Annotated in this window: 18 protein-coding genes; 3 read left to right on the top strand and 15 right to left on the bottom strand. The window is 60.7% G+C overall.

Annotation, left to right across the window (positions count from 1 at the left end; all coding sequences use genetic code 11):
• Window positions 1-164: 164 nt before the first annotated feature.
• Window positions 165-1262, top strand: coding sequence for a calcium:proton antiporter (locus G5367_RS09500; RefSeq protein ID WP_421244856.1), 1098 nt, complete (start codon window positions 165-167; stop codon window positions 1260-1262).
• Between the two features lie 73 nt (window positions 1263-1335).
• Here G5367_RS09500 and hutH read toward each other — a convergent pair whose 3' ends face one another.
• The 10 genes from hutH to ftsY form a co-directional block, all read right to left on the bottom strand.
• Window positions 1336-2868: a histidine ammonia-lyase gene (hutH, locus tag G5367_RS09495; protein WP_421244857.1), complete on the bottom strand. Its 1533-nt coding sequence runs from the start codon at window positions 2866-2868 to the stop codon at window positions 1336-1338.
• A 4-nt stretch (window positions 2869-2872) separates the two neighbouring features.
• On the bottom strand, window positions 2873-4582 hold the full coding sequence (gene hutU, locus G5367_RS09490; protein WP_421244858.1) for a urocanate hydratase: 1710 nt from the start codon (window positions 4580-4582) through the stop codon (window positions 2873-2875).
• A gap of 53 nt (window positions 4583-4635) precedes the next feature.
• Entirely contained in the window at window positions 4636-5580 is a 945-nt protein-coding gene (gene hutG / locus G5367_RS09485; protein ID WP_421244859.1) for a formimidoylglutamase, read from the bottom strand.
• Window positions 5573-6808 carry an imidazolonepropionase gene (gene hutI / locus G5367_RS09480; protein ID WP_421244860.1) on the bottom strand — a complete coding sequence of 412 codons (1236 nt, stop codon included), beginning with the start codon at window positions 6806-6808 and terminating at the stop codon, window positions 5573-5575. The genes hutG and hutI overlap by 8 nt, the downstream gene beginning before the upstream one ends.
• A 155-nt stretch (window positions 6809-6963) precedes the next feature.
• The gene (hutC, locus tag G5367_RS09475) at window positions 6964-7668 is read right to left on the bottom strand and encodes a histidine utilization repressor (RefSeq protein ID WP_421244861.1); all 705 of its coding nucleotides are present in this window, start codon (window positions 7666-7668) and stop codon (window positions 6964-6966) included.
• An 11-nt stretch (window positions 7669-7679) separates the two neighbouring features.
• A complete protein-coding gene (gene can, locus G5367_RS09470) occupies window positions 7680-8339 on the bottom strand; it encodes a carbonate dehydratase (protein ID WP_005342864.1) in 660 nt (219 codons plus the stop codon).
• 126 nt (window positions 8340-8465) lie between these two features.
• Window positions 8466-9320, bottom strand: a complete 855-nt coding sequence (gene rpoH / locus G5367_RS09465; RefSeq protein ID WP_005342862.1) for an RNA polymerase sigma factor RpoH — start codon at window positions 9318-9320, stop codon at window positions 8466-8468.
• A gap of 451 nt (window positions 9321-9771) precedes the next feature.
• On the bottom strand, window positions 9772-10725 hold the full coding sequence (ftsX, locus tag G5367_RS09460) for a permease-like cell division protein FtsX (RefSeq protein WP_005342860.1): 954 nt from the start codon (window positions 10723-10725) through the stop codon (window positions 9772-9774).
• The gene (gene ftsE, locus G5367_RS09455; protein ID WP_005339995.1) at window positions 10725-11393 is read right to left on the bottom strand and encodes a cell division ATP-binding protein FtsE; all 669 of its coding nucleotides are present in this window, start codon (window positions 11391-11393) and stop codon (window positions 10725-10727) included. Before ftsE ends, ftsX begins: the two co-directional genes overlap by 1 nt.
• 51 nt (window positions 11394-11444) lie before the next feature.
• The gene (ftsY, locus tag G5367_RS09450; RefSeq protein ID WP_421244863.1) at window positions 11445-13250 is read right to left on the bottom strand and encodes a signal recognition particle-docking protein FtsY; all 1806 of its coding nucleotides are present in this window, start codon (window positions 13248-13250) and stop codon (window positions 11445-11447) included.
• A 110-nt stretch (window positions 13251-13360) separates the two neighbouring features.
• On the opposite strand from ftsY, the gene rsmD reads away from it, so the two are divergent.
• A complete protein-coding gene (gene rsmD, locus G5367_RS09445) occupies window positions 13361-13990 on the top strand; it encodes a 16S rRNA (guanine(966)-N(2))-methyltransferase RsmD (RefSeq protein WP_005348566.1) in 630 nt (209 codons plus the stop codon).
• Entirely contained in the window at window positions 13974-14285 is a 312-nt protein-coding gene (locus G5367_RS09440) for a DUF1145 domain-containing protein (RefSeq protein WP_043826220.1), read from the top strand. The genes rsmD and G5367_RS09440 overlap by 17 nt, the downstream gene beginning before the upstream one ends.
• 852 nt (window positions 14286-15137) lie before the next feature.
• On the opposite strand, the gene G5367_RS09435 is transcribed toward G5367_RS09440, so the two are convergent.
• From G5367_RS09435 to G5367_RS09415, 5 genes are all read right to left on the bottom strand, one after another.
• Window positions 15138-16124, bottom strand: a complete 987-nt coding sequence (locus G5367_RS09435) for a helix-turn-helix transcriptional regulator (protein WP_042057084.1) — start codon at window positions 16122-16124, stop codon at window positions 15138-15140.
• A 289-nt stretch (window positions 16125-16413) separates the two neighbouring features.
• Complete coding sequence (locus tag G5367_RS09430) at window positions 16414-16800, bottom strand: SirB2 family protein (protein WP_005342850.1); 387 nt, start codon at window positions 16798-16800, stop codon at window positions 16414-16416.
• The gene (locus G5367_RS09425; RefSeq protein ID WP_421244864.1) at window positions 16797-18653 is read right to left on the bottom strand and encodes a monovalent cation:proton antiporter-2 (CPA2) family protein; all 1857 of its coding nucleotides are present in this window, start codon (window positions 18651-18653) and stop codon (window positions 16797-16799) included. Before G5367_RS09425 ends, G5367_RS09430 begins: the two co-directional genes overlap by 4 nt.
• A gap of 67 nt (window positions 18654-18720) precedes the next feature.
• Entirely contained in the window at window positions 18721-19317 is a 597-nt protein-coding gene (locus G5367_RS09420) for an NAD(P)H-dependent oxidoreductase (protein WP_421244865.1), read from the bottom strand.
• Window positions 19318-19418: 101 nt separating this feature from the next.
• The gene (locus G5367_RS09415; protein ID WP_421244866.1) at window positions 19419-20261 is read right to left on the bottom strand and encodes a LysR family transcriptional regulator; all 843 of its coding nucleotides are present in this window, start codon (window positions 20259-20261) and stop codon (window positions 19419-19421) included.
• Window positions 20262-20381: the final 120 nt, after the last annotated feature.

The raw sequence follows: 20381 nt of genomic DNA, 5'->3' as shown, positions 1-20381 counted from the left end.
AGGCTGATCGCCTTCAACCACCTGTTTACATTCAGAAACAAAATGATCTGCCCCTGGCCGGATGGAGCGCTTATCATAAGCATTCGGCTACCGTGAGCACCTTTACGCGTGCCTCCCATCAATCCCCGTCGGCCAGTGCCGCCCCGAGATGAGAACCATTGCCTATGACGACATTTATCCGGCAAGAGATTGCCCTGCCCGTTGGCCTGCTCACCCTGCTCTTTTTCAAGACGCTCGGCAGCGACCTGCTGACAGAGACCACTCCGCTCGGGATTTATCTTCCTGTCTCGGCGATGCTGCTTGCTATCGTCACCTGGGCCATCTTTTCGGTGGTGCGCCACTCGGATGCCCTCGCCATCAAGCTTGGCGAGCCCTTCGGCACCCTGATCCTGACCCTGTCGGTCATCTCGCTGGAAGTGGTGATGATCTCCTCGGTGATGCTGACCGGCGAGCCCAACCCCACCATGGCCCGTGACACCATGTTTGCGGTGGTGATGCTGGTAAGTACCGGCCTGGTGGGCTTCACCCTGCTGTTCGGCGGCTGGCGCTACCACACCCAGAGCTTCAATCTGGACGGGGTCAAATCCTATCTGGTGGCCATCATTCCGCTGGCCCTGCTCTGTCTGGTGCTGCCGAACTTCACCCGGGGCGGCACGGTCGGCAGCATGTCTAACCCGATGTCATGGATGCTGATCATCATCTCGATCTTGCTCTACGGGGTCTTTCTGCTGATCCAGACCCGCAGCCACAGCCACTTCTTCATCGACAGCGATCATGAGGATTACGAAGAGCACCACGGCCCGCTACAGAGCAACCTCTATCACACCCTGTTGCTGCTCGCCTATCTGCTGGTGGTGATCCTGCTGGCCAAGACCCTGGCCATCCCCATCAACCACGGGGTCAAGGTGCTGGCAGCTCCGCCAGCACTGGGCGGCTTTATCGTCGCCTGTATCGTGCTGGCACCCGAAGCAGTCGGCGCCATCAAGGCGGCCTTCAATAATCAGCTGCAGCGGGCCATGAACCTTTACTTCGGCTCTGTGCTGGCCACCATCGCCCTCACCGTGCCTGCCGTGCTCTTTATCGGCTCCATGCTCGGTCAGGAGGTGCGCCTCGGTCTCTCCCCCGCCGATATGGTACTGCTGGTCACGACCTTGATGGTGTGCAAGGTGACCTTCAGCAGCGGCCGCACCAATGTGCTCCACGGAGCCACTCACCTGGTGCTGTTCGTGGTCTATCTGTTCCTGATGTTCGAACACGAATAACCGCGTTCAACCAACACCAGAAACGCAAAGACCGCCCGATTGGGCGGTCTTTTGTTATGGGCTGGATGGCCACCTAGAGGCTCGGCAGCACCCCGGTCGGGAGCAGGTCGTTGTAGCTGGCACGGCCCAGCAGCGCGGCGGCCGCCTCGATGTCCGGCGCGAAGTACCTGTCCTTGTCGTAGAAGCTGACCTCTTCCCGCAGCCGGCCCTTGGCCAGCTCGATGAGCTCGGTGCTGCGCAGGGGAGCACGAAAATCCAGCCCTTGCGCTGCCGCCAGCAGTTCCACCGCCAGAATGCCACGGGTGTTCTCGGCCATGTCCGCCAGTCGACGGCCGGCGAAGGTGGCCATGGAGACGTGATCCTCCTGATTGGCGGAGGTGGGCAGGCTGTCCACCGAGGCCGGATGGGCCAGCGTCTTGTTCTCGGAGGCGAGCGCCGCCGAGGTGACCTGAGCGATCATAAAGCCGGAGTTGACGCCGCCGTTGTTGACCAGAAACGCCGGCAGACCGGACATCCGCGAGTCGATCAGCAGCGCCATGCGCCGCTCGGACAGTGACCCGATCTCGGCGATGGCCAGCGCCAGGTTGTCGGCGGCGAAGGCCACGGGTTCTGCGTGGAAGTTGCCGCCGGAGAGGATGTCTTCATCCTCGGCAAACACCAGCGGGTTGTCGGAGACCGCGTTGGCCTCGCACACCAGCACCTCGGCTGCCTGGCGGATCTGGGTCAGACAGGCGCCCATCACCTGTGGCTGGCAGCGCAGGGAGTAGGGATCCTGCACTTTCTCGCAGTTGTGATGAGACATGCCGATCTCGCTGCCATCCACCAGCAGGTGACGGTAGCAGGCGGCCGTGTCGATCTGGCCGCGCTGACCGCGCACCGCGTGGATGCGGGCATCGAACGGCCGGCGGCTGCCAAGGGCGGCCTCCACGCTCATGGCGCCGATGGTGATGGCACCAGCAAACAGATCCTCGGCGTGGAACAGCCCTTCCAGCGCGAAGGCGGTGCTCGCCTGAGTGCCGTTGAGCAGCGCCAGCCCCTCTTTCGGTGCTAGCGCGATGGGCTCCAGCCCGGCAATCTTCAGGGCAGTGGCGGCGTCGATCAGCTCGCCCTTGTGGCGAGCCTTGCCTTCACCGATCAGCAGACAGCTCATATGAGCCAGCGGCGCCAGATCGCCGGAGGCACCGACGGAGCCCTTCTTCGGTACCACCGGATAGACTTCGGCGTTGATGAGGGTCATCAGGGCCTCAAGCACCGCCAGCCGGATGCCGGAGAAGCCGCGCGCCAGCGAGTTGAGCTTGAGCACCATCATCAGCCGCACGGTGGCGTCATTCATGTACTCGCCAATCCCTGCCGCATGAGAGAGCACGATGGAGCGCTGCAACTCGTCCAGCTGCTCCACCGGAATGCGGGTGTTGGCCAGCAAGCCAAAGCCGGTGTTGATGCCGTACACCACCCGGTTTTGCTCGATCACCTTGGTGACTACGGCGGCGGAGGCGTGGATCCCCGCCAGAGCGACGGGATCCAGTGAAATGTGTACCGGCTCGCGGCTGACGCGACGCAGGGTGGCAAGATCCAGCTCGCCCGGGGTAATAGTCAATTCAAACATGGTGTTACACCTTTCCTTTGACACCGTTGGCGCCGTCAATCATCGGCAGATCCAGTTTCGCCTCGTGGGCGCAGTTGATGGCAATCTCGTAGCCGGCATCGGCGTGACGCATCACCCCGGTGGCCGGGTCGTTGCGCAGCACCCGACCGACCCGCTTGGCGGCATCATTGGAGCCATCACAGACGATCACCACGCCGGAGTGCTGGGAGAAGCCCATGCCGACCCCGCCGCCGTGGTGCAGGGAGACCCAGGTCGCGCCGCTGGCAGTGTTGAGCAGGGCGTTGAGCAGCGGCCAGTCGGAGACGGCATCGGAGCCATCCATCATCGACTCGGTCTCGCGGTTCGGGCTCGCCACCGAGCCGGAATCCAGGTGATCGCGGCCGATGACGATGGGGGCTTTCAGCTCGCCATTCTTGACCATCTCGTTGAAGGCCAGGCCGAGGCGTACCCGATCCTTGACCCCGACCCAGCAGATCCGCGCCGGCAGGCCCTGGAAGGCGATGCGCTCGCGAGCCATGTCGAGCCAGTTGTGCAGGTGAGGATCATCGGGGATCAACTCCTTCACCTTCTGGTCGGTCTTGTAGATGTCTTCCGGATCGCCGGAGAGCGCCACCCAGCGGAACGGGCCAATGCCCTCGCAGAACAGCGGGCGAATGTAGGCCGGGACGAAGCCGGGGAAGTCGAAGGCGTTTTTCACCCCCTCCTCCAGCGCCATCTGGCGAATGTTGTTGCCATAATCCAGCGTGGCCGCACCGCGGGCTTGCAGGGTCAGCATGGCTTCGACCTGACGGGCCATGGAGTGGCGAGCGGCCTGGTTCACTTCCTGGGGCGCGGATTTTTGCAGCGCGCGCCACTGGGCCACGCTCCAGCCCTGCGGCAGGTAGCCGTGCACCGGGTCATGAGCCGAGGTCTGGTCGGTCACCACGTCCGGGGTGATGCCACGGGCCACCAGCTCGGCGAACACATCGGCGGCGTTGCCGAGCAGGCCGACGGAGACGGCGCTGCCGCTCTGCTTGGCCTCTTCGATCATGGCCAGCGCCTCATCCAGGCTGTGGGCCTTCTTGTCCACGTAGCGGGTACGCAGACGAAAATCGATGCGGGTCTCGTCGCACTCCACCGCGATCATCGAGAAGCCGGCCATGGTAGCGGCCAGCGGCTGGGCGCCACCCATGCCACCCAGACCGCCGGTCAGGATCCAGCGCCCCTTGGGCTCGCCGTTGAAGTGCTGGTTGGCCACCGCGAAGAAGGTTTCGTAGGTGCCCTGCACGATCCCCTGAGTACCTATGTAGATCCAGGAGCCGGCGGTCATCTGGCCGTACATCATCAGGCCCTTTTTATCGAGCTCGTTGAAGTGCTCCCAGTTGGCCCAGTGCGGCACCAGGTTGGAGTTGGCGATCAGCACCCGCGGTGCGTCCTTGTGGGTCTGGAACACCCCGACCGGCTTGCCGGACTGCACCAGCAGAGTCTGATCCTCCTCCAGCCGGGTCAACACCTCGACGATCTTGTCGAAGCAGGCCCAGTTGCGGGCGGCGCGGCCGATGCCGCCATACACCACCAGCGACTGGGGATGCTCGGCCACCTCGGGATCCAGGTTGTTCATCAGCATCCGCAGCGGCGCTTCGGTGAGCCAGCTCTTGGCGGTCAGCGTGGTGCCGCGCGGGGCACGGATCACGCGGTTCGGATCATGACGGGGATCCTGCTGTTGCACAGACATACACACTCCTTGTTGTATCAATAGGGTGCCTTTGGCGACCTGCGGCCAAAGGGTTAACGGGTCAACAGATGAACCAGCCGCGCGGCCACACGGGCACTGCGGTTGTCCTGATCCAGACTCGGGTTGTATTCGGCCAGATCGGCGAGCAGCAGCTTGCCGCTGGCCCGGATATGGGCAATCAGGGGTTCGATGACCGCCAGCTCCACGCCGCGGGCGGCGGGGGCGCTCACTCCCGGCATCACGACTGCCGGCAGCACGTCGAGATCGATGGTCAGATAGAGGTGATCGCAGCGGGCGATGAAGGCATCCAGCCCGCTGAGCAAGACCGGTAGCTCGGCCGGCGTCATCGCCTCGTCCAGCACGTGCCAAACTCCCAGCGCCTCGGCGCGCGCGAACAGCGCCCGGGTATTGGCGGTCTCGGCCACCCCGAGGCAGGCGTAGGTAAAGGGCGTGCCCTGGGCGGCGCACTGCTCGGCAATCTGGAAGAAGGGAGTGCCGGAGCTCGCCTGCTCCAGCTTCATGCGCAGGTCGAAGTGGGCATCGAAGTTGATAATGCCGACCCGGCCACGGCCAGCCAGATGACGATTGAGGCCGCTCCAGCTGCCAAAGGCCACCTCGTGGCCACCGCCCAATACCAGCGGGAAGTGCCCCTCGTCCAGCAAGCGGGCCACCCGTTCGGCCAGACGGCCGTGGGCGGCATCGAGATCCCCATCCTCGCAGTTCACGTCACCGCTGTCATAGACGGGTCGGCTCAGATGCCAGGCGCTGTTGGCCAGCAGCTTGCGCACCGCCAGCGGCGCACCGGCGGCCCCTACCCGCCCCTTGTTGCGGCGCACCCCCTCGTCACAGGCAAAGCCCACCAAGGCTACGCCCGGGGCGGCGCTGCCGGCTTGTGGCCAGGGTTGTACCTTGTCGTGCCAGCGCAGGGCCAGCTCGCCATCTTCCGGATCCTGGCGCCCCTGCCAGACCGACATGTCGACCGGGTTGAACTTATCCATGGAGCGTCTCCTCGCCGTTGACCACCCGGCTCACCAGCTGATCGACGCCGATGAGGTAGCTGAGCTCGGCCGGATGGCCGCAGTTCCAGACCAGAAAGTCCGCCAGCATGCCGACCCTGAGCTGTCCCAGCAGCTCCTGCTCGCCAAGTGCCCGGGCGGCGTGGCGGGTCACCCCGGCCATGGCCTCCACCGGGGTGAGGCCGAACAGGGTGCAAGCCATGTTCATGGCCATCCGCAGCGAGACGATGGGGGCCGTGCCGGGGTTGATGTCGGAGGAGACCGCCATCGGCACCCCCGCCTTGCGCAGCGCGGCGACCGGCGGCAGCTTGGTCTCCTTGAGGAAGTAGAAGGCGGTGGGCAGCAGGGTAGCGACCACGCCGCGATGGGCCAGCGCCTGGATCCCTTCCGGATCCAGGTACTCCAGGTGATCTACCGAGAGGGCGCCGAAGTTGGCGGCCAGCGTGCTGCCGCCCAGGTTGGAGAGCTGATCCATGTGCCCTTTCACCGCCAGACCGTATTGATCCGCCGCCAGATAGACCTGCTCGGTCTGGGCCAACGAAAAACCGATGTGTTCACAGAAAACGTCCACCGCATCGGCCAGGCCCGCATCGGCGGCGGCCGGGATGATCTCCTGACAGATGGTCTCGACCCAGGAGTCGGGATCGTCGCGATACTCCGGCGGCACCGCATGAGCTGCCAGCAGGGTGGTCTTGACCCGGATCGGCAGCACCTCCCCCAGTCGGCGGGCGACCCGCAGCATCTTGAGCTCGTCTTCCAGGGTGAGGCCGTAACCGGACTTGATCTCCACCGTGGTGACCCCTTCCCGGATCAGGGATTTCACCCTCGGCAGCGCCAGCTCGAACAGCTGATCCTCGCTGGCGGCACGGGTGGCGCGTACCGTGCTGATGATGCCGCCGCCCTTGCGGGCGATCTCCGCATAGGGCACCCCCTTCTGGCGCAGTTCGAACTCTTCGGCGCGGCTGCCGGCGAAGATGAGGTGAGTGTGGCAATCGATGAGGCCGGGAGTGACCAGCTTGCCCTTCATATCCTGCCAATGGGCGGGATAGGGGCCCTTGAGATCCTGCATCGGCACCAGGGCGTGGATCCGCCCCTCGTGAACGCCGAGGGCATGGGGCTCCAGCAGACCGTAGTCGACCAGATCGGAGCGCAGGGTGGCGGGTGTCACGTTGAGCCAGACCCTCTCGTAGTTCAACAGTTCCTTGTTCATACCGACCTCTAAATGTATATACATTAACTTATATCCGATCTCTGACGGGAAAGAAAGGATCAAGTTCACATCTTGATAACATCGTGTTCATTAGAGCTTAAACACAAAAAAGCCCGCCAGAGGCGGGCTTTTTCAAAAATGATATGTATATACAATTAACTAAGGCTGGTCTTGGAGCTCAACTTGTAACGGGAGCCAGGCGACAGCAAACGGGCATAGGAGACCAGATAACCGTCGGACCAGGTACGCCGATGCAACAGCAGGCAGGGGGTGTCGACCCGCACCTGCAACAAGCCGGCCTCGCCGGCGCTCGGCAGCACCGCCTCTACCACGTGCTCCATCTCGGAGAGGGGGCAGACCTCCATCAGATAGCGGTTGGGGGTCTGGCTGGCAAAGTCCTGCTCACCGTACTGTGGCAACCGCTCGGCATCGACGAAGCGCTCTTCCAGCTGCAGCGGCTCGCCATCGGCCTGATGGACGATGAGACTGTGGAAGATGGGAGCGCCGACCCGCAAGCCCAGCTGCACCGCCACCTTCTCGTCGGCAGCCTGGCGTTGCAGCCGGATCACCCGGCCGCTGTACTCGCTGCCCCGTTCGGCGATCTCGTCGGCGATGTTGCGAATGGCCAGCAGCGACGACTCGGTGCGCCTGTCCGCCACGAAGCTGCCGGAACCGGCGGTGCGCACCAGCCACCCCTCGGCCACCAGTTCGCGCAGCGCCTTGTTGACCGTCATCCGGCTCACGGCGAACTGCTCGCACAGGGCGGCCTCGGTCGGGATCCGGTCGCCCGCCTGATAGTGGCGTTCGCGGATCCCGTCCAGGATGTGCTGCTTGATTTGCATATAGAGGGCCGGTGCCAACGGGATGCTCCTCAGCGACGGCGGTGGGGCGGACGCATATCCGGCCAGGCGCGGTAGACGTCGGGGATCTGATCCGGCCCGCTGATACAAAGATCAAGGTCATGCAGCAGACCGTCCTTGATGCCGTAGATCCAGCCGTGTACCGCCAGCTCCTGCCCCTTGCGCCAGGCATTCTGGATGATGGTGGTGTGGCAGACGTTGGCGACCTGCTCGGCCACGTTCAGCTCGCACAGGTAGTCGAAGCGCTCGTGCTCATCCTCGATGGCATCCAGCTGCTCGCGATACTTGAAGTAGACATCCTTGATGTTGCGCAGCCAGTTGTCGATGAGCCCCAGCTCTTGGTTCTGCATCGCCGCCTTGACGCCGCCGCAGCCGTAGTGGCCGCAGACGATGATGTGCTTCACCTTGAGCACCTCGACCGCATATTGCAGCACCGAGAGGCAGTTGAAGTCGGTGTGTACCACCAGGTTGGCGACGTTGCGGTGGACAAACACATCCCCCGGCAGCAACCCCATCAGCTGGTTGGCAGGGACCCGGCTGTCGGAGCAGCCAATCCAGAGGTATTCGGGGGCCTGCTGGGCAGAGAGGGTAGCAAAGAATTCGGGATCCTCGGCCTTGATCTGCTCCGCCCACTCGCGGTTGTTGGTAAACAGGTCGTTCAACAGTTTCACTATCTGCTCTCCCTACAGTGGCAGTGGCGGCAACATACCATACACAAGGGTAACCAAGGCAAGGCCGACCAGCCCCCTGCAAAACAAAAACAGGGCCATTAGGCCCTGTTTTTATGAGAGGAAGCATCAGGCTTCCATGGCATCTTTCAGCTTCTTGAGCGCATTCTTCTCAAGCTGGCGCACTCGCTCGGCAGAAACGCCGTAGGTATCGGCCAGCTCCTGCAGAGTGGTCTTGCTCTCATCGTCGAGCCAGCGGGCTCGGATGATGTGCTGGCTGCGCTCGTCCAAAGTAGCCAGAGCCGAGCTCAGGCGACGGGTCGCATGGTCGTCCCAGTTGTCGTTCTCGATGGTCGCAGCCAGATCGGAGGATTTGTCCTCCAGATAGTGGACCGGTGCGAAACCACCCTCTTCGTCATCATCACCGACCAAGTCGAAGGCTTGATCATAGTTGCTCATGCGCGCTTCCATCTCGGTCACGTCAGCGGCAGAAACGCCTAGATCGGCCGCCACTGCCTGAACCTCTTCGTGGTTCAGCCAGCCCAGACGTTTTTTGGATTTGCGCAGGTTGAAGAAGAGCTTGCGCTGGGCCTTGGTGGTCGCCACCTTGACCATGCGCCAGTTGCGCAGAACATATTCGTGGATTTCGGCCTTGATCCAGTGCACGGCAAAGGAGACCAGGCGCACGCCGACACTCGGGTCGAAGCGCTTGACCGCCTTCATCAGGCCGATGTTGCCTTCCTGCACCAGGTCGGCCTGGGGCAGACCGTAACCGGCATAACTTTTGGCGACATGAACGACAAAGCGCAGGTGCGACATGACCAGCTGACGAGCAGCCTCAAGGTCGCCATCCTGCTGCAAACGCTCAGCCAGCTCACGCTCTTCCTCTGCGCTCAGCACCGGAATCGAGTTGACTGCCTGGATATAGCCTTCCAAACTACCTTGCGGAATCAAAGCCATAGTGCGCTGCAATGAAGTTCCCATCTGTTACCTCTTACTTTTCAATCGAATCAGTCTAACACCCAGATTGGGTCTGTCTACTGACCTGATGTCATTCTGCGGCGTCTATCAAAGAACATGTCCAGCTTTAGACCGGCTTATCTTATGCCTGCAGGATGAATCATGAATGAACAGTCAAAAAAAAGGGGTCACAATGAAGGACCCCCGAAAAGTAGCATGCTAAGTCCATTGTTGCGGAGCTCGCAACCTTCACATGCTTGCCAAGTCTGACGAGCAAGGCAGAGGGGCCACACTCGTATAAATGCTTCAGCCTAATAGACTGCTTATAAATCAGAAGGTTCCGTGGATCCATAAAAGATCCGAGAGATCTTATTTAATTCAGAATACTCTGACTAAGGGGGTCAAGCCAGAAACGGACCTTCTTTTACTTGATCCACCTCTCAAAATCCAGCGATTTACTTTGATAATAAATTAATCAGGATGGCTCTATATCGCGAATGTGACGATGAACTGAAAACCATGATGCGATCAGCCCCAGCAGAGCCCCCAGCAGGATCAGGTTCACCCCGTCCACCAGACCCATGCCAACCAACCGGAAGTTACTGTTATACAAGCCCGCAAGCTCCTTAACTACCCCTTCGCTCCAGATTACCATCACCTCGGTCAACCACCAGGCCAACATGCCACCAATCACCCCGAACCAGATGCCGGTATAGAGGAAAGGGCGATGGATGAAGGCATCAGTTGCCCCCACCAGCTTGAGCACCTCAATCTCTGAGCGCTGGTTGAGGATGTTGAGACGCAGGGTATTGCCGACGATCAGCAGCACGGCGGAGAGCAGCAGCACCGCGATGCCGGTAATGGTGTGGCGCAGCAGGTTCATGATCCCCTGCAGGCGAGTCAGCCACTGCAGATCCAGCTTGCCCTGCTCGACCCCATCCTCATTGTTTAGCTTGCCGAGCAACTCGGCGGCCCCTTCCGGATTCTGCCAGCGCGGATCCGGAATGACGCTCAACACTGGCGGCAGCGGGTTGCTGTCGAGGTAGTCGAGAGCATCGCCGAAGCCGGAGATCTCGCGAAACTCCCGCAACGCATCGTCACGGCTCAGGTAGGTGACCGAATCCACCTCGGGATAAAGCAGGATCCTGTGCTGCAGATCGAGAATGCTCTGCTCCGGCAGATCCTTGCGTAGGTAAAGGGAGATCTGGGAGCTGTTCTGCCAGCTCCCCTCCACCACCTCGGCGTTTTTCAACAATACGTGGAAGCAGGAGGGCAACGCCAGACTGACACCGAGCACCGCCAGCGTCATCAGGGAGGCGAGCGGATTTCGCCACAGCTCCCCGAGACTGGCAAACGCCTGCCGCACGTGGTCAACCCCGTACATCATCAGACGACGCAGCGGTGGTTGTTTATGACGAACAATAGCCATCAGAGCTCCTCCCCGGCCGAATACATGCGACCCGCCTTGAGGGTTAGAGTGCGATAGCGCATGCGGGCGATCAGCCCCAGATCGTGGGTAGCAATCAGTACAGAGACCCCAAAATTGTTGAACTCCTGAAATAGCCGCATGATATCCATGGAGAGCTGGGGGTCCAGGTTGCCGGTCGGTTCATCCGCCAGCAGCAGCGGCGGCTTGTTGACGATGGCACGGGCGATTCCTACCCGCTGCTGTTCACCACCGGAGAGCATCCGCGGCTGGTAACGCTCCTTGCCTAGCAGCCCCACCTTGTCCAGCGCCGCCGCCACGCGCTTGTTGATATCGGCGTGGCTGTAGCCATCGATCACCAGCGGCAGCGCCACGTTGTCAAACACAGTGCGATCCATCAACAGCCGGTGATCCTGGAAGATCATCCCGATCTGGCGGCGCACATAGGGGATCTGGCTACGCTGGATATGGCTGACATCGTCGCCATGAAAGAAGACGCGACCATCGGTCGGTCGCTCCATCACGCTGATCAGTTTGAGGAGGGTACTCTTGCCCGCTCCCGAGTGTCCGGTCAGAAAGGCCATCTCTCCCTTGCGCAGGTGAAAGCTGACCTTCTGCAGCGCCTGATGACCGCCGCTGTATACCTTGCTGACCTTGTCAAAACGAATCATAACGGTTCCCTGACATTGACAAACCCCGACCGAAGTCGGGGCATGGGGTGTTTACTCATCGCGACTAAACAGGGCCTCGATAAAGTCATTGGCGACAAAGGGACGCAAATCATCGATCCCCTCGCCCACCCCGATATAGCGGATCGGGATCTGGAACTTGTCGGCCACCGCGAAGATGACACCGCCTTTGGCCGTGCCATCCAGCTTGGTCAGGGTGATGCCGGTCAGGCCTACCGCCTCGCTGAACAGCTTGGCCTGGCTCAGGGCGTTCTGGCCGGTTCCAGCATCCAGAGTCAACATGATCTCGTGGGGTGCCTCTTCATCCAGCTTCTTCATCACCCGCACTACCTTCTTGAGCTCCTCCATCAGGTTGCTCTTGTTCTGCAGGCGGCCGGCAGTATCGGCGATCAGCACATCAGCCCCGCGGGAACGAGCAGCCTCGATGGCGTCATAAATGACGGAAGCGGAGTCGGCACCGGTATGCTGGGCAATCACCGGAATGTTGTTGCGCTGACCCCACACCTGCAGCTGCTCGACCGCAGCGGCGCGGAAGGTATCGCCAGCTGCCAGCATCACACTCTTGCCTTCAGCCTGGAACTGCTTGGCCAGCTTGCCGATGGTGGTGGTCTTGCCGACGCCATTAACGCCGACCATCAGGATCACGTAAGGCTTCTTGCTGGTGTCGATCACCAGCGGCTGCTCGACTTTGGCCAGCATCTCGCCCATGTCCTGCTTAAGCAAACCGTAGAGCACCTCGGCATCCTTCAACTGCTTGCGATCCGCGTGCTGCACCAGTCCCTCGATGATGCGGGTGGTGGTGTCGACGCCGAGATCGGCTGTCAACAGCTGGGTCTCCAGCTCTTCAAACAGCTCATCATCGATCTTCTTGCCACGGAACAGGCCGAAGAAACCGGATCCGATATTCTCCTTGGTGCGCACCAGACTGCGCTTGAGGCGAGCAAAGAAGCCCTCCCGCTGCGGCTTGTCCTGGGTGTCATCGTCCACCTTGGCGGCCAGCGGCAGAGCGACCAAGGCAGCAGCCTCAGCCTCCATCGCGGCGACCAGGCGCATATCTTCCGCTCGCTGGGCCTCTTTGGCGATACGGGCTTCTTCCGCAGCCTGAGCTTCGGCAACGATGCGAGCCTCCTCCGCAGCGCGAGCTTCGGCGGCAACACGCGCCTCTTCCGCAGCGCGGGCTTCGGCAGCGATTCGAGCCTCTTCCGCAGCGCGGGCTTCGGCGGCAATGCGAGATTCTTCCGCGGCGCGGGCTTCTGCAGCAATGCGAGCCTCTTCTGCGGTGCGAGCCTCGGCGGCGATACGAGCCTCTTCCGCAGCGCGGGCCTCGGCAGCAATGCGAGCTTCTTCCGCAGCGCGGGCTTCGGCAGCGATTCGAGCTTCTTCCGCAGCACGAGCTTCGGCGGCGATGCGGGCCTCTTCTGCGGCGCGGGCTTCGGCAGCAATGCGAGCCTCTTCGGCTGCCTTGACCTCAGCGGCTTGCGCCTCTGCGGCAGTGCGAGCGGCGTCAGCGGCACGCTCCTCTTCGGCGATCAGCGCTTCGTTGACGATCACCGGCTCCAGATCGGAGGCACACTCCTCCACCACCAGCGGGCCGTGGTCGTCCAGCTCGGTCGGCAGGCAGCAATCATCTTGCAAAACGGGATTCTGTGCGCTGGCAGGCACTTCGGGGGCAACAGCCGGCGTACTATCGGAAACAGTTATATCGGAAACGGGAGCGGGGGTAGCAGTGACCTCGGGCTCAACGGTAACGGGGGTGGCTTGGGGTGTCTGTGGTTGGACAGCCTCAGCCTCTTCTTTCTTGCGGCCGAAACCCAGCCAGGAAAACAAACCTTTTGCCATCTAAAAATACTCACATCAAAGGCTGACTGCTAAGATAGCCGTCCCTTGGCGGGTCGGCATAAAAATGAACCGCCTTATACTACCACTTTATTTTCTGACGATGAAACGCGATGCCCAGAGTGAAATCCAGCCGTAGCAACCCGAGCAAGAGTCCCGCCCCGCAAGGAAAATCGGGCTTTGTAAGAATCATCAGCGGCCAGTGGCGAGGCCGCAAATTGCCGGTCAAGGATGTGGAGGGGCTCAGACCCACCACGGATCGCGTCAAGGAGACCATCTTCAACTGGCTGGCCCCCCACATTCGCGGCACCCGCTGCCTGGATCTGTTTGCCGGTAGCGGCGGACTCGGGCTGGAGGCGCTGTCGCGCTATGCCGAGCAGGTGACCCTGATCGAGATGGACAAAGGGGCCGCCGACCAGATCAAGAAGAACCTGACCGCCCTCGGCAGCAGTCAGGGTCAGGTGATCCAGTCAGACGCTGTGAGCTGGCTGCAAGGCCCGGCCACGCCGTTTGATCTGGTATTCCTCGATCCGCCGTTTCGCCGCGAGCTGCTGCCGCAAGTGTGCGAACTGCTGGAGCAGCGCGGCTGGCTGGCAGCGGACGCCCTCATCTATCTGGAGCGGGAGAAGGAGATGGCCGATCTGGCGCTGCCTGCCAGCTGGCAACTACTCAAGGACAAGCAGGCAGGTCAGGTCTGTTATCAACTCTATCTACGGGAGGTAAACAATGAAGCGGGTCTTTAATCTGTTGGCGATGGGGCTGATATTGTTCTTCTGGTTTGGCGTGCTGATGAGCCTGATTGCCCCGCTGCCCGGCAAACTCAACGGCTTTCTGCCGGTCTGTGGCGTGATCGTCGCCCTGCTGCACTGGCTGCAGGCCAGCATGATCAAGGCAGCTTGCAAACGCTACTTCGAGGTCACCAAGACCGAGTTTGTCACTGTGCTGATATTTGGCGTGTTTGGCATGGTCGACATTCGTCAGCGCCTGCAAGAGATCGTCAACGCCGCCCAGCGCGGCAATCTCTCGGACAAACCATAAAAGAAAAGGGGACGGCGGTAGCCGTCCCCTAGAGTCGTGTCGTCCTGTCCGTAGAACTGCAATGCTCCCTGCAATCCCTGACGTTATCCTAATCCTTTGGAATATCCCCTTTCCAATCCGTTGGCATGTCCTGCGGCGTTCCTGGCCTGGCAATTCATCCTGAACTGCTTCTCTGTCTCCATCCTGGAGGTGTCCATTACCACGTCCTGTGGGGTTCCTTGCGTCTTCCTGACAGATAACCATCCGGGTTATCTCACTTCATCCTGAAGTATTCCTCTCGCATCCGGCGAGGTCCTGTTCATCCTGAAGAACGAGGCTCCATTCGTTCTGCTCTCATCCCGAGAGTGTCCTGCCGCATCCCGCGGTGTTCCTTTATTCATCCGTGACGATAATCATCCTGATTATCGAGCTCATCCTGAGGTGTCCCTTGTCCACATCCTGCGGACTATTCCATCTTTATGCGCTGCCCTGCATCCTGCCGGACCAGCTCCGTCCTTGTGAGACCCATAGTAAGGAAATGCGCACCCCGAACAAGGGCCATCCGATGATAAAGATCTGATGCCGCTCCCATTTCAAAAAACAAACTTAAAAACTAACCCTTCAATATCAGCAAGTTAATTAGTTTCACAGGAAAGCTCGATCATTCTGGCATGGCTTCGCGTACGGTTCAAAGCGCCAGCCTCTTACAGTGGCTATGGCAGATCTCTTACACGGGATTCGCCCCCAAAAACGGGGCAGGAAAACGGTTCAATCCTGTCGTTAAGACTTAAAAATTAGTTGAATAAATATGCTTAAAAAAAAAGCAAAAAAAGAGCCGAGACCAGGCTCGACTCTTCACATGCAATTTCTTAATCAGCTCAAGCGGTTGGCCGGATTGAGATAGGCCTTGCGCAGCGATTCCGGCGCCAGCACCTCCAGTTCACCGCTGATATTGTTCAACCAGCTGCGAAACTCCGGGGTGTCCTGCACTTCGGTCTCCACCACCACGCTGCGCTTGTCATAGCGGGTCATGCGCGGATTGTTGCCGGGGATCTGGTTATCCACCAGGGACTGGCTGTTGGCATCGATCCGGCCGACGAAGCGGATCGGGCCGCTCACATCCTGATAGCCCTGATCGCGGATCAGCTTCTGGATATTGAAATCCTTCGGCTGGGTGGCGCTGAAGTTGGTCAGCTCCACGTTCTTGATATGGTCGAACGGAATGCCGTAGACCTTGGGATCCAGCTCGGACAGAGTGCAGAGCAGGATCGGACCGTCCGGCTGATTAAGAATGCCAAGCGGGTTGATACGGTCGTAGCAGAGCCATACGGTGCGCTCTTTGATCACGCGCTGGATCTCGGCACTGAACTTGCGACCACGCCAGAGCGCATCGCGGATCAGGGTGCTGCGGCGGATCTCCGGGTTGCCGGCAAACGGGCGCGGTGACTGGTGGACACTCTCCAGCCAGCGTTCGGCCAGTTCGCTCTGACTGTCGCGGATCACCTGGCTCGCCTTGTCGACCAGCGGATTCAATTCGGTCAGTACACTCGCCGGCAACAGTTGGCTCGCCTGATCACTCCAGGTTTTCAAGGCCACCGCCAGCGAGAGCGGCATGATGTTGGCAAAGTCATTGAGGCCGTGGCGCTCGAAGCACCAGCCATGGGGTTTACTGCGCTCGTCCGAGGTGAGGTCGAACAGTCCCATGCCGGACATCTCCTCCAGGTCCCGTTGCACGGTACGCAGACTGACGTGGATGCCTTCCTCTTCCAGTTTTACCTGAAGTTGGCTGGCGGTCAGCTTGTAAGGGCGGTGCGGGATGCAACGCGCCAAGGTCAGTTGTCGTAACAGCTTCTTACTCATGGTGCATGCCTTCACTGGTTTAGCGTTGATCGTATCCTAGTCGCAACTTGCGACAGTCTATGTCGCAAGTTTTGCGGCGACAACTGTCGCCATTTTCATACAAAGCAACTCATGTACATGATTTATAATATAAAAATCACTTAGCACGGCAAACTTAACACTTTAAGACAAGCTAACCATCACGAAGAAAACTAAGTGGAGAGGCAGGCTAACATCAAGGGGAATAGGATTTTTCTGAATCTGTTCTTTTGAAATAGCCGGAGGGAGGCAATCCTCCCTCCAAGCTCAATCACATCAGCCACGACCAGGCTGACTTGGTGATGGCCGCACCGACCATGTAGCCAAACACCGCCAGCGCCGCCACACCGGCCACCAGCTTCTGACCGCGGGCCGGGCGCTTGAGTGCCATGACACCCAGACCGATATAGAGCACCAGTGCAATCAGCTTGGCCATCAGCCAGGGCTGCTGGCCGGGGCTCAGCTGCAAGGTCACCGCCAGCAGCACGCCAAACAGCAGCAGGAAGGTGTCGTTGATATGGGGCAGGATCTTCAGCCACTTCTGCTGCAACCGATCGCTGCCGGCCAGCGCCAGACTCCAGCGATAGATAAAGAGCAGCAGACTGACCAGCGCCAGCGTCATATGCAGGTGTTTGAACATGGGATAATAGGCAATCATTTTGCTTCCTTGTCGTCGTCGGGTAGCCCGCTGTTCCAGTTGTGGGCATGGATACGCTCCTGCCCCTCCTCGTCGTCTTGCAACAGATCGGAGAGGATCTCCCGGTATTGCAGGCTCTTGTTGATATAAGTGTGTTCGTCGTCCAGATAGTTGACCTGCTCGCGCAACAGCCAGTTATCGTGCTGCTTGAAGGTCTGCCCCGCCCGCCAGGCCTGGTTGGCCCTAAACCCAAGCTGGGTCAGGGCTTCCACCCCCAGATCGACCGCAGAGCCCAGAGTTTCCCGGTGCACGCTCTCGACCCCGTGGCGCAGGATCTCGTGGGCATGGGGTCGATCCAGCGCTCGCGCCAGGATCTTCAGGTGCGGGAAGTGCTTCTGCACCATCTCGATCACCGCCAGCGAGGTGGCCGGATCGTTGATGGAGAGCACCAGCAGCTTCGCCTTGTGCGCCCCGGCGGCATGAAGCAGATCGATCCGGCTGGCATCGCCATAGAAGACCTGATAGCCGTACTTGCGCAGGGTCTCTATCTGGCTGGCATCCTGCTCGAGGATGGTGGTACCGATGCCGTGACCATGTAGCAGACGCCCCACGATCTGACCGAAGCGGCCGAAGCCTGCGATGATCACCGGATGCTCCACCAGCTCAGGTTGCTCATGCTGCGGCGCATCGCTCTGGTTACGGTAATCGAACCAGGGCTGGATCACCCGGTCGTTGAGGATCAGCAGCAGCGGGGTGAGCGCCATCGAGAGCGCTACCACCAGCGTCAGCAGCGAGATGGTCTCACCGGGCAGCACCCTGTTTTGCGCGGCAAACGAGAAGAGCACGAAGGCAAACTCACCGCCCTGTGCAAGCGCCAGCGCGAAGGTCCAGCGTTGACTCGGCGAGATGCGGATGATGAAGCCGAGCACCATCAGTACCAGCCATTTGAGCACCATCAGGCCAACTACCAGAGTGGGTATCAGGAAGGGGTGTTCGGCAAACAGCCCGAAGTCGATCCCCGCCCCCACCGACATAAAGAAGAGGCCGAGCAGCAGCCCCTTGAACGGCTCTATGTCCGCTTCCAGCTCATGGCGATATTCGCTGTCGGCCAGCACCACACCGGCGAGGAAGGAGCCAAGTGCAGGCGAAAGCCCCACCGATTCCATCAGCACCGCGATGGCGATCACCAGCAGCAGGGCGGCGGCGACGAAGATCTCCCGCATATGGGACTGGGCAATGGCTCGGAACACCGGCCGCATCAGATAGTGGCCACCCAGCACGATGCCGGAGATAGCCGCCACCACCAGCAGACCATGCTGCCACCCCGCCAGCTCGGAGCCACCATTGCTGGCGACCGGCGCCATAGCCAGCAGCGGCAGCAGCGCCAGGATCGGAATGACCGCAATATCCTGAAACAGCAGTACCGCAAAGGCGGAGCGACCGCTCTCGCTCTGCATCAGCTTGCGCTCCTGCAGGCTCTGCAGAACGATGGCGGTGGAGGAGAGCGCCAGAATGAGGCCGATGGCCAGCCCCTGTTGCAGCGGCAGACCGATCAGGTGCGCCACGCCGGTCAGCACCGCCGTGGTGAGCAGCACCTGCAGGCCACCGGTGCCGAGGATCGGCCCCTTCAGCTGCCACAAGAGGGCCGGACGCAATTCAAGACCGACCAGAAACAGCATCAGCACCACGCCAAACTCGGCGAAGTGCATCACATCCTTCTGCTCACCCACCAGCCCCAGCAAAAAGGGGCCTATGATAATCCCCGCCAGCAGGTAGCCGAGCACCGAGCCCAGCCCCCAGCGTTTGGCCAGCGGCACCGCGATGACGGCGGCGGAGAGGTAGATAAAGGCATCAAACAGGATCCCGTGGCCCATCAGTCAGCCCTCCGTGTGAACATCAGATCCGGCTCATAAGCTCGGCCAACAAGCTGCCCGTGTTTCATCAGAGCACCTCCAGCAAGTCGCGCAGATAAGGGCGCCCGGCCAGTTGCTCCGGGGTCAGCTGATCGTCACGCAGGGCGCAAAGCAGCTGGCGGTAGTCCTGCCCGCAGCGGCGCAGGGCGGCGGGATCCTTGATCTTGTGAAAGGAGTGCAGCACGAAAGGGGGCAGCCAGTTCATGCCGCACAAGGTGGCCGCCTGCTGAAATGGCAGCAGAAAATCGAGCAGCGGTCGGCTGTTGTACCCCTCGCTGCAGTAGGACTCCGGCGCCCCGCCAGTGGTGATGGCGCTCAGCCACTGCTTGCCCTTGAGGGCGTGGGCTTCGGGGCCGTAGGCATAGCCATACTCCAGCACCAGATCCATCCACTCTTTCATGATGGCCGGGCAGGAGTACCAGTAAAACGGGTGCTGGAAGACGATGATGTCGTGCTCACAGAGCAGCTCCTGCTCCCGCTTCACATCGATAAACATGTCGGGATAGTGCTGATAGAGGTCGTGAACCGTGACCCCCTCCAGCCCCTCAATCGCCTGCAACAGCTGCTTGTTGGCCCGCGAGCTCTGCAAAGCGGGATGGGAAAAAATAACCAGAATGCGTTTCATGACCACATCACCCGAACAAAGCCTTGCGGTGCAAGGCGAGGTAAACAGAAAAGGGGAGTCTGGGGAGCTGCATCGTAAAGGTGCACAGGAGAGCGACCTTATCAGGAAGCGCCATAGCCTGCCAACTCGGGGATCAGCTCCCGCAGCGCCGGATTGAGGGTCTGGTGGGCGGGATAGCAGAGCCCAATCCGGCGAAACATCCGCGGCCCGCTCACCGGCAGGGTACAGAGCCCCGCCTCATCCTCGACCAGCCCGTCCGGCAGAAAACTGATGCCGACCCCCGCCAGCACCAGCGCCATCACCAGCCCCTTGCTCTCGGCCTTGGCCATCAGATTGAGGGTAAGGCGGTCACAGGCCAGCAGGCCGATAGTCTGCTGATGGGCTTCGCAGGGCGGGCACTCAATAAAATCATAATGTTGCAGCTCGGCCAGCTCGATCCTTTCGCGTCTGGCCAGGGGATGATCGACCGGCACGCAGAGCACATAATCCTCCTCCCACAGCGGCAGAAAGATCTCGTCCTCTCGGCGCAAGGCATCCAGCGTCAAGCGGCAGTCGGCGGGCGTAGTGTAGTCGGAGAGGGTGAGATCCAGCTGCGGCAGCACGCCCTGCACTTGCTGCAACAGCCCGGCCACCCGACGGCGACTCAAGTCCGGCATGATGGCGATATTGAGCCTCGCACGCGTCGCTTTCTGGCGAAACAGCTCCGGCAGACGGCGCGCCTCCTCCACCAGCTTGACCGCATGGGGATAGAGATAGTGGGCCGGATCTTTCGCCACCACCCCCTTCTTGCCCCGGACAAACAGGCTGTCACCGAGCGCCTCTTCCAGCTGGCGCAGCCCCGCCGAGAGAGAGGGCTGGCTGACGTGGCAGCGCTCGGCCGCCGCCGTGATGTTCTTCTCTTCATAGATGGCGATGAAGAAACGCAGCAATCTCAAGTCCAGCATAAACCAACCATAGTTTTTTCAGATGATAACCAGCGGAAAACAATATTTATCACTTATAGATACAGTGACTATAGTGATTGGGTTCCGTGCTGGCCAGCCACCTGTTTGCTCAAACCGACT

The sequence above is a fragment of the Aeromonas sp. 604282 genome, from assembly GCF_049170575.1.
GTDB lineage: Bacteria > Pseudomonadota > Gammaproteobacteria > Enterobacterales > Aeromonadaceae > Aeromonas > Aeromonas veronii_A.
Note: the sequence above shows the minus strand (reverse complement) of the source record. Positions and strands in the feature narration are given on the sequence as shown.

Excerpts from the sequence above, each read along its gene's own strand:
- G5367_RS09500 (WP_421244856.1), top strand. The coding sequence starts at position 165 with ATGACGACATTTATCCGGCAAGAGATTGCCCTGCCCGTTGGCCTGCTC.
- hutH (WP_421244857.1), bottom strand. The coding sequence starts at position 2,868 with ATGTTTGAATTGACTATTACCCCGGGCGAGCTGGATCTTGCCACCCTG.
- hutU (WP_421244858.1), bottom strand. The coding sequence starts at position 4,582 with ATGTCTGTGCAACAGCAGGATCCCCGTCATGATCCGAACCGCGTGATC.
- hutG (WP_421244859.1), bottom strand. The coding sequence starts at position 5,580 with ATGGATAAGTTCAACCCGGTCGACATGTCGGTCTGGCAGGGGCGCCAG.
- hutI (WP_421244860.1), bottom strand. The coding sequence starts at position 6,808 with ATGAACAAGGAACTGTTGAACTACGAGAGGGTCTGGCTCAACGTGACA.
- rpoH (WP_005342862.1), bottom strand. The coding sequence starts at position 9,320 with ATGGGAACTTCATTGCAGCGCACTATGGCTTTGATTCCGCAAGGTAGT.
- ftsX (WP_005342860.1), bottom strand. The coding sequence starts at position 10,725 with ATGGCTATTGTTCGTCATAAACAACCACCGCTGCGTCGTCTGATGATG.
- ftsE (WP_005339995.1), bottom strand. The coding sequence starts at position 11,393 with ATGATTCGTTTTGACAAGGTCAGCAAGGTATACAGCGGCGGTCATCAG.
- ftsY (WP_421244863.1), bottom strand. The coding sequence starts at position 13,250 with ATGGCAAAAGGTTTGTTTTCCTGGCTGGGTTTCGGCCGCAAGAAAGAA.
- rsmD (WP_005348566.1), top strand. The coding sequence starts at position 13,361 with ATGCCCAGAGTGAAATCCAGCCGTAGCAACCCGAGCAAGAGTCCCGCC.
- G5367_RS09440 (WP_043826220.1), top strand. The coding sequence starts at position 13,974 with ATGAAGCGGGTCTTTAATCTGTTGGCGATGGGGCTGATATTGTTCTTC.
- G5367_RS09435 (WP_042057084.1), bottom strand. The coding sequence starts at position 16,124 with ATGAGTAAGAAGCTGTTACGACAACTGACCTTGGCGCGTTGCATCCCG.
- G5367_RS09430 (WP_005342850.1), bottom strand. The coding sequence starts at position 16,800 with ATGATTGCCTATTATCCCATGTTCAAACACCTGCATATGACGCTGGCG.
- G5367_RS09425 (WP_421244864.1), bottom strand. The coding sequence starts at position 18,653 with ATGGGCCACGGGATCCTGTTTGATGCCTTTATCTACCTCTCCGCCGCC.
- G5367_RS09420 (WP_421244865.1), bottom strand. The coding sequence starts at position 19,317 with ATGAAACGCATTCTGGTTATTTTTTCCCATCCCGCTTTGCAGAGCTCG.
- G5367_RS09415 (WP_421244866.1), bottom strand. The coding sequence starts at position 20,261 with ATGCTGGACTTGAGATTGCTGCGTTTCTTCATCGCCATCTATGAAGAG.